Below are 12176 nucleotides of genomic sequence, written 5' to 3'. Positions count from 1 at the left end.
GAAACCGGAAAAAATCCCCCTGTTTTGGCGCCTTGGCATGCACAGGGCAGTTGACGAAACGACCGCAAACGTGCGGATAATCATGGCTTGCGAAAAGGGGAGAGAATGCAGGACCGCGATCTTCTGGAAGGCGAAACGCGCGAGGTCGGCCGCCGTGTACGCGAGCAGATCGCGCGCCGCCGCATCTCGCGCCAGGCGCTGGCCGATATGGCGAAGATCAGCCTGTCGACGCTCGAAAAGGCGTTGTCCGGCGGACGTCCGTTCACGCTCGCCACGACGATCCGGCTCGAGGAAGCGCTTGGCGTCACGCTCCGTCCGGTGGCGCCGCCCGCGCCTGCCCTGTCCCATGACCTCGCACCCGAAACCATGGGCGCCTATGCCCATGCCGCGGTGCGCTGGATCGAGGGGCGCTACCTGACGCTCAGGCCCAGCTTCGGCAGCCCGGGCGACATCTTCGCCTACGTCACCACGATCCGCTGGATCGACGAGGCGGGGCATCTCGGCTTCGCTGAATCGCAGCGCATGGATGCGCGCTTCGAACAGGCCGGGCATGTCTCCATGCCGAACCTGTCGGGCCATATCTACCTCGTCACCAATGTCGCCGGGCAACATCGCATGGCGATCCTCGGCCGTCCGACGATCGAGGGCGCGCTCTACGGCGTGCTGACCACGCTGCAGGTCGGCACCGGCTCGCAGCTCGTGCCGGTCGCCTGCCCGATCGCGCTGGCGAAGCTGGGCGGCGAGGCCGATCCGGCGATTGGCCGCATTGCACCGGGCACGGCGGAGCATCCCGACTATCGCGAGCGGCTGGACGTCGCGACCCAGGGCGATTTCGTGCGCTTCTATAGATAGGCCACTATTGACCACCGGCCGAAAGGGGCTTGCATCCATATCGCCATTGGGGACGTATAGTCCGCATAACATGGTCGCGTCCGTCAGCCCGTGCCGTTTCGCGGTACTGGCAAAGAATGATAAGATCCACGCGCCGCCCCGCTCGCGGGTGGCGCTTGCGGGGCGAGACCATGGCTGTCCGGAACTGCATTCACCCGATCTGCATCGCGTTGGCGTGCGCTCTTGGCGTGGCCGCGCCGCTTGCCGCCCAGACTGATCCCACCGCCGAGCTCGACATGTTGTCACGGGATTCGGTCCAGACCGGGCCGGGCATCGCGCTTGCCCGCCGGCAGATCGGGGAGGGCGATCTGATGGCCGCCGTGGCCACGCTCGAGCGGGTGCTGATGGCGCATGGCGATGCCGATGCCGCGCTGCTGCTGCATGCGACCCTGCTCTGCCGGCTCGACGACCGCGAGGGCGCCCGGGCCGAGCTGGAGGCGCTCGACCGGCCGCCGCCTGGCCCGGCCTGGGCTGAGATGACGGCGGCCTGCGGCCCGATGCAGCGTCCCGGAACGGGAGGGTGATGCCATGACCCTTCTGGTCTCCCGCATCGCCGCCGCGCGCCTGTTGCTCGCCGCCACCGCGCTCACCATCGGGGGCGCTTCCCTTGCCGCGGGCGCGCCGGAGGTGATCGGCATCAACGCCGCGGTCCTCAACAATGTCCGGATCCGCCCCGGTGGCGCGACGGTCGCGCGCACCGCGGTCGTGCGGCAGCGCGTGGCGCTTGCCGATGAGGTGCAGACTGGCGGCAGGAGCCAGCTCCAGGTCCTGCTGCTCGACAGATCCACCTTCACCGTCGGGGCGAACGCGCGGCTGACGATCGATCGCTTCGTCTATGATCCCGCCCGTGGTGCCCGCTCGGTCGGCGCCTCGGTGGTCAAGGGCGCGTTCCGTTTCATGTCGGGCCGGCCTGATGCGAAGGGTAGTTCCTCGATTCGCACGCCCGTCGCGACGATCGGCATCCGCGGCACGATCGTCGACGGCGTGGTCGGCGAGGATGCGGTGCGTATCGCCGTCGGGGAACGCGGCGTCGGACCGGGCGTCCGCAGCGATCCCGCGACCGCCTCGCTGATCATCCTGCGCGGGCCCGGTCGTGGTGCGCAGGGCAGGGTGCAGCCTGGCATCATCGACGTGTCGTCGGGCGGGCGGACGGTCACGGTCGATCTGCCGATGCGCGCCGTCTATGTGCCGCGCCCCGGCGCCGCGCCGATTGGTCCCTTCGTCATTTCGCCCGAGGGATTGCGCGCGGTGCAGGCGCTGATCTTCCCCTCCCTGGCGCCGCGTTTCGGGCTCGCGCCGGAAATGGCCGGCCAGCCTTATTACCCGGTCCAGCCCACCACCCGTCCGCGTCCGCCCGGCGGCCCGGACTATCTGGAGGACAGTGCGGGCGGCAATCCGACTGGCTATCCTACCGGCTATGCGCCGCAAGGGCCGGGCAGCTATATCCCGACCATCCCGCAAGGGATGCTCGAGACGGCCCGGCGGCCGCAACGATCGGCGCCAACGGGCGATCAGCAAACGCCGGCGCCGACACAGACATCTGGCGGCGAGAACGAACGGATAACCACCCAGAAGTCCACGCCCACGCCAACCCCGGTACCGACACAGGTCGATACGCCGGTGTCCGACCAGGTCCCGGCACCCGCATCGACGTCAGGCCCGAACGAGAAGATGTCGGTTCCGACACCGACGCCCGCGCCGCCCGCGCCGAAACCGGTAGGCGCACCAGCGCCGGGGCCCAACGCGCAACTGCCGGCCCCAACGCCGATGCCTACTCCGACGCCCAAGCCGGTTTATGCGCCGGTGCCGGGTCCGAACGACAAGGTGCCGACGCCTCCGGCCAAGCCGATCAATATGCCGGCGCCCACGCCGAGCCCAACGCCCACCCCGGCACCGCCACCCAAATATCCACCGGGCCAGAACCCCAATCCGAACAACCCGACGGTCGTGAAGTGATGACGCGGCCCGGCGGTCGCGTCAGCGGCGGGGCGTGTAGGCCGGCAGCTGGATTTCGTCCTTCTCGACGCTCGCCAGCGTGCCGGCCAGTCCCTGCCGGTCGCGTGGATCGGTCGCCTTGGCGGCCAGGTCCTTGAGGATCGCGGCATAGGCGATCTTCATCGCGCCGGCGGCGGGCACGGCGATGTCGGGTTTCACCCCGACATGCTCCCAATTGGTCCCCGTGACCGGGTTGATTGCCCGGCCGGTCGGGATGAAGGCGACGAAGCCCTGACCCAGCGGCACATAATCGCCCGGATTGGCGCCGCCGCCGGTCGTTTCGCCGACCAGTACGCCACGCTTCTGCGTCTGCAGGTCATAGGCGCATTCTTCGCCGCCCGAGAATGTATCGTGCGACGTCAGCACATAGATCGGCCTTGTATAGCGCACGCCGGCCGCCGGGCTGGTCCAATAGGCGCGCGTCTTGCCGTCGGTGCGGCTGTAAAGGTCATTCAGATGCCTGGCGTCGCCCTCGGCGAAGAAATGGCTGAGCAGCCAGGCAACGCTTTCCGGCTCGCCGCCGCCATTCTGGCGCAGGTCGATGATCAGCGCGTCGGTGCCCGACAGCAAGGTGATCGCCGCGGTATAGGCCTTGGCCACGAACGCCGTCGGGCCGAAGCCGCGGATATCGAGATAGCCGACATTGCCGGGCAGGCGCTGCACGCGGTTGATGCCGAAGGCACGCTGCGCCCCCTCCTGGCGGCCCTGCGTGACCTGCTCCGGGGTCATCGGTCCATCCTCGCTGGGCGGCGCCCTGAATTGCGGCTCGAATCGCACCCGGAAATGCCCGTCCTTGCCGATCTCACGCAGGTCGTTGCTCAGGGCATCGCCGAACGCGGCGCTGCTGCTGGCAGCGTCATAATCGCCATGGCGCAGCTTTGCCGACAGAGCCGCGGCGACCTTCGCAGCGGTGTCGGGAAAGACATAGTGGCTCTTGAGTTGCCGGCCCAGGGTCTCGACCACGGCCGCTCGGGTGGCGGGCGTGATCGGTGCGTCCGGCGCTGACTGAGCGAGCGCTGCGTGACTGGCGGTGAGGCCGAGCACGGACAACAGGGTGAGGGAAAGGCGCATTACTTCTCCTAATCGATTAGTAGATAAAGGTAAAAAAGGGGGAGCTCAGCGGGGTGCGAGATCGAAGCTGGCGCCGGTTTCCGGGGCGACTTCGAGTCGCTGGAATTCCCAGGCATCGCCCTTGCGAGTGCCGACGGCATGCAGGCGCGCCTTGCCCTTCGGTCCCCACAGGGAAATCGTCATGTCGGTCCGATACTCATCGAGATAGCTCGGGCCTTTCGTGCCGATCGCGCTGACCGGCTGGCCGATCGCCCCGATTACGCGCTGGTCGCTGCTCACGGCGCTGGCGGCGGCCTGATAAGCGGCGGTGTCGATGAACGGGGGTGGCGGCAGCGGAGGCGCCGGCGGCAGGGGCGGTGGCGGTACGATCTGCGCATCGTGGATCCAGCGGCGCACGCCCGTATCGATCGGCGCCGGACGGCCATCGACCGAATAGCTCTCGTAGTGGCGTCCATGGATATCGGTGGAACGCTTGTACAGGCGCTGCCGCCCATCGACGGTGTCGTGGATTTCCATCGTGTTGCCGACCAGTCGGCCCCAGAAAGACATGCCGTCCCCGGAGCGCGCACCGGCGGGTGTTGCCTGCCCAGCGAGCACGACACCCGTGCCGACCAGCGCGAGCAAGCCGAGCGGCACGCCCCAGCGCAGTGTGGGCGGCGTATCGGGTGACAACAGGCGTTTGATTCGATTCATCAGTAATCCTCCATTGGCAGGTAAAGCGAAACGAAAACCAGGCATGCGCAGGCGCTCGAGCGTGCTCAGCGCCTCGGCCAGCACGATCGGATCGCCGCAGGCTGTGACCGCCAGATCGTCACAGGCATGTTCGCGCTCGGCCCGGATGCGGCGGCTGAGCCACCAGGCGGCAGGATGATAGAAAAGCAGCGTCTCGATCGCGCATTGCAGGCCGTTCCAGATCCAGTCGAGCCGGCGGATATGCGCCAGTTCATGCGCGATCAGCGCCTCGATCTGTTCGGGTGCCAGGCGTGTCAGGATCGATAGCGGCAGCCAGATCACCGGCCGCAGCGCGCGCGCGGTACAGGGCAGGACGGAATCGTGCAGCAGCCGGATCGCGACGTGCCGGCGAACGCCGATGGACCGGCGCAGCGCATCGGCGCGCGCCTGCCAGAGCGGAGGCAGCGGCTCGAATACCGTGGTGTCGAGCCGTCGCAGCATCGCCCAGCCTCCCGCCAGCCTGATCGCCATCAGCGCGACGCCGGCGATCCAGAGCCAGCCCAGCCAGAGCGGCGCATCGCCGGCACTCGTTCCGGGCAGCACCGCGAGGGGCGGGAGCGGGGCGCCGGCTGGCCTGACCATGGCTTCGCCAGCCGGGATCGCCGCTTGTTCGCCCATCATCGTCACGAAAGTCAGTATCGGCGCCGCCGCCATCGCCAGCAGCGCGACCATGCCGACCGCGTGACGCAGCGAAGCGCTGCGTCGTGCGAGCAGCGCGAACAACGCGGCGGCGATCAGGCCAAGCGCGGCACCCTGCCACAGCGATTGCAGCAGCGCGCTCGCCAGGGCTGCCTCGATCGTCTGGCTCATGATCCCCGCCGCCGTGCTTTCGCCTCGGCGATCATCGCCTCGATCGCGTCGAGATCCGCGGGGCTGGCGGCGTCCGCATCCAGCGCGCGCTGCACCAGCTGCACGGCCGATCCGGAAAAAGCCCGGGTCATCAGGTCCTTTAGCAGGGCGGATTGCACCGCCGGTTCGGGATGGGCCGCGGCATAGAGATGAGTCCGTTCGCGCTCGTCGCGGCTGACCAGGCCCTTCTCGGCCATGATCGTCATCATCTTCAGCACCGTCGTGTAAGCGGTGTCCTTGGTGCGGGAGAGCGCTTCGTGAACGTCGCGCACCGTGCACGGGCCACGACGCGCCCACAGCACCCGCAAAATCGCCAGTTCGCCTTCGGTAGGATGAGGGTTCACGCGTCGCTCCTTGGTACGACGCCTATAGTACTAATATGTTAGTAGATGTCAACCACCTGTCTGATAATCGGGCCGGCTACCCGATTCCCGCCAATACCGGGCCAGGCCCAGTTCCTCGACGAATCCAGCGAAGCGCGGGTCCTTCCGCATCGCGGCGGTCGAAGGCAGGAAGATCATGCGCGATCGCCGGGCGGTGGGCCGGCTGTAGATGCGCTGCTCGGGCGAGAAGCGGAGAGCGCCGATATCGAAGCTGCGCCCGAAGAAATAGCCCTCGGCGATCGCGAAGGCGGTATCGACCCGGCCCAAGGCAGCCGCGAACTGCATCGAATTCTCGGCATAGCCCACACCCTTGTGCGCTGCCTCGACCGCGACGGCGATCGCGGCGTCGATATCGGCGCTCGTTCGTGATCGCATCGCCTGCGCGACGCGCAGGAGCATGTCGAAATCCCAGTCGGGGATGCCGGTCGGTCGTCCGTCGACATTCTCGCCGAAGCCGATCGCCTCGTCGGCGCGGCCGGTGTAGAGCAGCAGGTAGAAACGCGTGAACCAGACCGCGAAATGGGTCGGGAACAGGGCAAAGGCCTCGTCCATCGCGCGATCGGCCTCGTCGAGCCGGTTTGCAGCCCAATAGGCCACGACGCGCGCATAGGAGGAACCCGGCGTCGGCATCGATCGCGGCCACAGCGCGTCGACCAGCGTGGCACATTCGCGGCACCGCCCGACATCGCCGAGGATGCCCGCCAGCGCGCTCGTCAGCATGGGCTGGTTGGGGCGATCGGCGAGCCCGGCGCGGAGCCGCGTCTCGATCTGTCCCCAATGCCCGATCACCGGCGTCAGCACGCCCATCGCCGCGCCGGCATAGACATTGGCCGGGTCGATCTCGCGCGCGCGCTTGCTCGCCGCGGTCGACCGGGCGCGCAAATCGGCTTCGAACTGCGGCGCCCGGGCGATCGATGCCCCGGCATAGGCCAGCGCGAGCAGACCCCAGCCATCGGCATAATCGGGCGCGGTCTGAGTCACGCGGCGGAGCAGGCCGATCGCCTGGCTGTTGCCCTCCAGCGTTCCCTGTCCGATCGCGAGCACTGCCTGCTCGACAAGCGGGGCCACCTTGGCCGGCGGCCCCTTGCGCCCGAGCAGCTGCGGCAGCAGCAGCGCGCCGCCACTGGCCGCGGCGAGGGTTGCGACGGCGCCCGCGATGATAGCGCGCCGGTTCGGCGAACGCTCGATCATGGTGTTGACCGGCACGAGGATGGGCGGTGGCGTTTCCCGCGCCGGTTCGGTGGTCGCGACGGTCAGGCGATAGCCGACTTTCGTCACTGTCTCGATCGTGAAGGCGCGGGCGCCGATGCCGTCCGCCAGCCTGCGCAAGCGCGACATGACGCGGTTGATCGCATCCTCCCCGACGACCCGGCCTTCCCAGCAGCAACGGATAAGGTCGTCGCGGCTGACGACACCGCCCTCCGCGCGAGCGAGCGCCACTAGCACCTGCATCACGCGTGGTTCGACCACTTCGCGGGTGCCATCCTCCGCCGTCACCTGGCGAAGGTCCGGCCGGACGTCGATCGACCCGATCCGGAACGGCGCCGCATGCGCAAGATCGATCCGGTCGTTCACCCCATCGCCCTTTCCACCCCGCCGCGCCCGCGTCGAGCCCGCCGCAGCCATATCGGTTCTTGATCGGTATTTCATCGGTCAATCATCACCTCCTCATCCTCTCGGGCAAGCGCGGCGGAGGGCAATGTCGCAATGCCCGGCGCGGTCGTTCCGGCCGGCGATTTGGAGGAGAATGATGATGACGAAGACCCTGACGATCGCCGCGGCCGCGGTCGCCCTGTTCGCCGCGATGCCGGCCGCCGCCAACCCGATCGCAGTGCGTCATGCCGATCTCGATCTGGCGAGCCCCGCCGGTCGCGTCGAGCTGGACCGCCGCATCGCGCGTGCCGTCGAGGCGAGCTGCGGTTCCTATTTCCAGGCCTCGCCCGAAGAACAGCGGGATATCGACGCATGCCGCGCCGGTGCCGTTGCGGGGGTGCGGCCGCTGAAGGACGCCCTCATCGCCCGCGCGACCGGCACGGCGTCGACCAGGGTCGCGTCGCGCTGACGCGGATCGACTGCCTCGCGATCAGAAGCTCGTCGTCAGGTTGGTCGACACATATCTGGTGTTGCCGGATCGCGGCGCGTTCGGGGCATCGCGCAGGAAGCGCCCCTTGGCCAGCCACACCCCGTCAAGCTCGATGCGCACCCGGTCCGCAACCAGCCAGTATCGTACCCGCGCATCGACCTGATGGCCGGCAAAACGGCCTGATCGTCCCGTGACATCGCGCACGCCGGTGGTGGAAAAACTGTCGTTGCGATCCGCCAGCCATATCGGCCGGTAGCTCACGAACCAGTCGATCGCCCTGTTGGGCGTTGCCTCAAGCCGGATGCCCGGCGTCATCAGGTTGGCGCGGCCCACCGCATTGTACAGGCCGGCCGGAGCGAGATCGGCGCGGCGCATGCCGAACAGCGAGTCGAACCGGCCATAGGAGCCTCCCGGTCCGTCGCCGCTGGCCCGGTCGAATTCGATCGAGACATGGGGCTTCCATCCATGGGCAAAGCCGTAGCCGATCTCGGCATGGACGAAGGACGCGCTCACATCGAGCATGGCGGCCGTCGGCGCCAGGCTGCTGCGGATATGGCCGAGCTGGTAGATTGCCTCGACCTCATAGTCGAACCCGCCCGCCTTGGGCTCGCGGACGATGCGGGCGCCGATCGTGTTCAGCGACCGATCGCGGCTGGGCCGCTCCGGCGCATCGCGTTCGCCGAGATGGTAGAAGGACAGTTCAGCCATTGCGGGGCCGATCGTTTTCGTGCGCGAGACCGTGCCGCCCCACAGCACCTGGTCGAAGCTCTCCCGGTCGACTTTCAACCGGTTGTCGAGGAGGGAGGTGAGGTCGTCTGGCAAGCGGATTTGCGGCAGGACGTAGATGAAGGTCCCGCGCACCCCGCCCCGGGCGGCGATGTCGGCGCGCAGGCCAGTATAGCCATTGGTGGTATTGCGATAATCGTCGGCGGCGACCAGCCGGCGCGAGCCGATATTGAGCAGGAAGCGCCCGCCCTGCAGCGAAAGAGTGGTGCCGGGACCCAGGGCATTCGGTGCGTCGACCGCGACATAAGCCTGTACGAGTTCGGCCGCATTCACTTCGCCGGTGGTGATGGGCGTACCGCGATCGGCCAGATAGGCCCGGCTGTCGTAGAGCTCGGCCGCGATCCGCACTGGCCCGTGGCGGTATTGCGCGGTCAGGATCGTGCGCAGGTTGATCAGCTCGTCGCTGGCGTTGAACCCCACGCGCGGCTGGCCATCGATCGCCTCGTAGCGAAGGCGAACGCTGCCGCTCAAGTCGAGGCCTTGGCCGAAGGCGGGCGTGGCGGCGAAGAGGAGGCAGGCCGCCGTCACGGCGCCTCTCATGCGGTAACCCCGGCGAGATAGAGCGCGATGCCCGCCGCCGACGTCGCCGCGAGCGTCGGGATCGTGCCGGCCTTGAAGCGCAGCACCGCCACCACCGCCGCGACCGACAGCAGCAACGCCCATGGATCGACGCTCGACAGGGCCGGCAGGTCGAAGTGCAACGGGCCGGCCTCGAACGGCCGCACGACGCGGAACAATGTGTGGACGGCGAACCAGATGGCGAGGTTCAGGATCACGCCGACAACCGCCGCCGTGATGGCGGAGAGCGTGCCGGCGATCGCCGCGTTGCCGCGCAACCGCTCGATGAACGGCGCGCCGAGGAAGATCCACAGGAAACAGGGGATGAAGGTGACCCAGGTCGCGAGCAGCCCGCCAAGCGTCCCGGCGAGCAGCGGCGGCAGCACGCCCGGATCGCGATAGGCACCCATGAACCCGACGAACTGCAGCACCATGATCAGCGGACCCGGCGTCGTCTCCGCCATGCCCAGCCCGTCGAGCATCTCGCCGGGCTGAAGCCAGTGATAGGATTGCACGGCTTCCTGCGCGACATAGGCAAGCACGGCATAAGCGCCGCCGAACGTGACCATCGCCATCGCCGAGAAGAAGGTCGCGATCTGGCTGAACACGTCGTCCGGGCCAAGCCACAGCAACAGGACCGCGACGGGCGTCAGCCACAGCGCGAGCCACACCGCCGCGATCCGCAACGCCTGGCGTTTGCCCATGCGTGCATGCTCGGGCAGCTCCTCGCCGAGCAGCGTATCGCGGTCCTCGACGATCGCGCCCTTCGACGCACCGTGCCCGCCACCGACCTTGAACACGCCCAGCCCCGCGCGACCGCCGACATAGCCGATCGCGCCGGCGGCAAGGATGATCAGGGGGAAGGGAATGCGGGCGAAGAAGATCAGCACGAACGCCGCGCCCGCGATCACGAGCATGACGCGATTCTTCAGCGCCCGCGAGGCGATCCGCACCACTGCCTGCAGCACGATCGCCAGCACTGCCGCTTTCAGGCCGAAGAACAGCGCCGTGACGATGCCGAGCTTGCCATAGATTGCGTAGATCCAGCTCAGCGCCATGATCGAGACGACGCCCGGCAGCACGAACAGTCCGCCGGCGATGATGCCGCCCTTCGTGCGATGCATCAGCCAGCCGATATAGGTGGCGAGCTGCTGCGCCTCGGGGCCGGGCAAGACCATGCAATAATTGAGCGCGTGCAGGAATCGGTGCTCACCGATCCAGCGTTTCTCCTCGACCAGTACGCGGTGCATCATGGCGATCTGGCCCGCCGGCCCGCCGAAGGAGAGCGCGGCGATGCGCAGCCACACCCGAAAGGCCTCACCGATCGAGACCTGCTCGGGCGCCCGATGCGCCGTTTGGGCGGCGGTCATTTCGGGCTCCGCGATGTCACCGGCCTGTGGGATGCCCAGTCATGCGTCTCGCCGGTCGCATCCCGGCACCAGCGATACAGCGCGTCATAGATCGGCATGCCCGCATCGAGCTGGGCCAGATCGTCGGCAAACATCCGCGACAGGCCAAGCGATATCGCCAGCAGCCCGGCGGCTTCGGGCACCAGGTCGAGGCGCGCGGTGTCGGCACCGCGCACGATGGTCGACATGCGGGTGAGCGCTTCGATGCCGCCCAGCCCGAATTCCTCGATCATTACATCGAACGTGCAGAGATCGCCGCGATGCGTCCAGCGCACGCCTTCGCCCTCCACATCGAACGGTGTCGCGCCCAGGCGCACGGCCACGCCGGTCACTTCGGGGGCGGGCACGAACAGGAACTGCGCGGCGGGATCGACGAAGCGGCGGATCAGCCAGGGGCAGGCGATCCGGTCGACCTTGGGCCGCGCGCGGGTGACCCAAAGCGTGCGGCCGGCGCCGTCGCGCGGCGGCACCGCGGATTGGTCGACCATGGCAAAACCTGCGGCCGCCCAACCGGGCACACCGTCCTCCAGCGCGTCGGCGTCGGCGCCCGCCTGGCGCAACAAGGCGGCGATGCCATGGCTGGCGGTATCGCTTTCGCCGGCAACGACAATGCCGCGTCCGGCAAGGGTCGGCCCCCACTCGGCCGCGTCGGCAAAGGCGCGCCGCACCGCGCCGGGGATGAGGCGCGGCTCGGCGACGAATTCGGCTTCCGTGCGGATATCGACGATCGTCGGGCAACCGGGGGTGCCGATCAGCTTCACGAGCTTGTCGGCGGCAATGGCATTGATCGCGGGCATGATGCGTCCTCAAACGATAAGGGACGCGATACTTCAGCCTGTCGCCTCATGGGGAGATCGCGATCCCCATGAGGCTAAAAGGCAATGTCGCGACGTTTCTGTCAAGCCTTGGATCAGGGCTTGGTGGTATCCAGCACGATGTCCTGCATCACGATCTTGTCGTGGCGGACCACGAACACGTCGACGCCCGATACCTGTTTCGGCGTGCCGCGGAACTGCATCCAGCGCAGCAGCGCGACATCGCCGCCCAGCGGCTCGACCACCGTCTCCATCGCGCGGATGCCGTCGATGCTGCCGGAGCCGGTCAGCACGACGAACACTTTCCGCGCATTCGCCTTGCCCGAATAGACGCCGGGCGCGTTAGCCGGAGTCTGGCCGGGGACCAGGCCGGGCGGAGTGATCACGACCGTATCGTCGGCATAATCGGCCATCACCGCATCGACATTGGCGGTCTTCATCGAGACGACATGATCCTTCACGACCTGCTCGGGCGTGCGATCAGCCGCAAGGGCGGGCGTCGCGCCCAGCAGCGCCAGCGCGCCTGCGAGTTTCACCCCCATGGATTTTACCAAGGTCGACATCTCTCTCTCCGCCCGTTTTCGTTGGAACGCGTGATCGCTTA

General features: G+C 67.9%; 12 protein-coding genes. 4 read left to right on the top strand and 8 right to left on the bottom strand.

Going from position 1 to position 12176, the window contains the following annotated elements:
• Nucleotides 1–105: 105 nt before the first annotated feature.
• The 3 genes from AC1DX5_RS09380 to AC1DX5_RS09370 all read left to right on the top strand — a co-directional run bounded on the left by AC1DX5_RS09380 (nt 106) and on the right by AC1DX5_RS09370 (nt 2847).
• Nucleotides 106–852, top strand: coding sequence for a helix-turn-helix domain-containing protein (locus AC1DX5_RS09380; RefSeq protein WP_465170628.1), 747 nt, complete (start codon nt 106–108; stop codon nt 850–852).
• Nucleotides 853–1022: 170 nt separating this feature from the next.
• Nucleotides 1023–1415: a tetratricopeptide repeat protein gene (locus tag AC1DX5_RS09375; RefSeq protein ID WP_465170627.1), complete on the top strand. Its 393-nt coding sequence runs from the start codon at nt 1023–1025 to the stop codon at nt 1413–1415.
• A 4-nt stretch (nt 1416–1419) separates the two neighbouring features.
• Nucleotides 1420–2847 carry a FecR family protein gene (locus AC1DX5_RS09370; RefSeq protein WP_478015037.1) on the top strand — a complete coding sequence of 476 codons (1428 nt, stop codon included), beginning with the start codon at nt 1420–1422 and terminating at the stop codon, nt 2845–2847.
• A 21-nt stretch (nt 2848–2868) separates the two neighbouring features.
• On the opposite strand, the gene AC1DX5_RS09365 is transcribed toward AC1DX5_RS09370, so the two are convergent.
• From AC1DX5_RS09365 to AC1DX5_RS09350, 4 genes are read right to left on the bottom strand one after another with little or no spacing between them, the layout of a single operon-like run.
• The gene (locus AC1DX5_RS09365; RefSeq protein WP_478015035.1) at nt 2869–3957 is read right to left on the bottom strand and encodes a S41 family peptidase; all 1089 of its coding nucleotides are present in this window, start codon (nt 3955–3957) and stop codon (nt 2869–2871) included.
• A gap of 45 nt (nt 3958–4002) precedes the next feature.
• Nucleotides 4003–5499 carry a M56 family metallopeptidase gene (locus AC1DX5_RS09360; RefSeq protein ID WP_478015033.1) on the bottom strand — a complete coding sequence of 499 codons (1497 nt, stop codon included), beginning with the start codon at nt 5497–5499 and terminating at the stop codon, nt 4003–4005.
• The gene (locus tag AC1DX5_RS09355) at nt 5496–5882 is read right to left on the bottom strand and encodes a BlaI/MecI/CopY family transcriptional regulator (protein WP_465170623.1); all 387 of its coding nucleotides are present in this window, start codon (nt 5880–5882) and stop codon (nt 5496–5498) included. The genes AC1DX5_RS09360 and AC1DX5_RS09355 overlap by 4 nt, the downstream gene beginning before the upstream one ends.
• Nucleotides 5883–5930: 48 nt before the next feature.
• Nucleotides 5931–7547 (bottom strand): winged helix-turn-helix domain-containing protein, encoded by a 1617-nt coding sequence (locus AC1DX5_RS09350; protein WP_465170622.1) that lies wholly within the window; start codon nt 7545–7547, stop codon nt 5931–5933.
• 127 nt (nt 7548–7674) lie between these two features.
• Between AC1DX5_RS09350 and AC1DX5_RS09345 the strand changes: the two genes are divergently transcribed.
• Entirely contained in the window at nt 7675–7983 is a 309-nt protein-coding gene (locus tag AC1DX5_RS09345) for a UrcA family protein (protein ID WP_465170621.1), read from the top strand.
• A 21-nt stretch (nt 7984–8004) separates the two neighbouring features.
• Here AC1DX5_RS09345 and AC1DX5_RS09340 read toward each other — a convergent pair whose 3' ends face one another.
• The 4 genes from AC1DX5_RS09340 to AC1DX5_RS09325 form a co-directional block, all read right to left on the bottom strand.
• Nucleotides 8005–9318, bottom strand: a complete 1314-nt coding sequence (locus tag AC1DX5_RS09340) for an alginate export family protein (RefSeq protein ID WP_478015032.1) — start codon at nt 9316–9318, stop codon at nt 8005–8007.
• Nucleotides 9319–9326: 8 nt separating this feature from the next.
• Entirely contained in the window at nt 9327–10718 is a 1392-nt protein-coding gene (gene chrA / locus AC1DX5_RS09335) for a chromate efflux transporter (protein ID WP_478015031.1), read from the bottom strand.
• On the bottom strand, nt 10715–11554 hold the full coding sequence (locus AC1DX5_RS09330) for a chromate resistance protein ChrB domain-containing protein (protein ID WP_478015029.1): 840 nt from the start codon (nt 11552–11554) through the stop codon (nt 10715–10717). Before AC1DX5_RS09330 ends, chrA begins: the two co-directional genes overlap by 4 nt.
• Before the next feature lie 113 nt (nt 11555–11667).
• On the bottom strand, nt 11668–12135 hold the full coding sequence (locus AC1DX5_RS09325) for a nuclear transport factor 2 family protein (RefSeq protein ID WP_478015027.1): 468 nt from the start codon (nt 12133–12135) through the stop codon (nt 11668–11670).
• Nucleotides 12136–12176: the final 41 nt, after the last annotated feature.

This window comes from Sphingomonas sp. P2_B6, assembly GCF_056404755.1.
The sequence above is the reverse complement of the archived record's forward strand: the minus strand, read 5'-3'. Positions and strand labels throughout refer to the sequence as shown.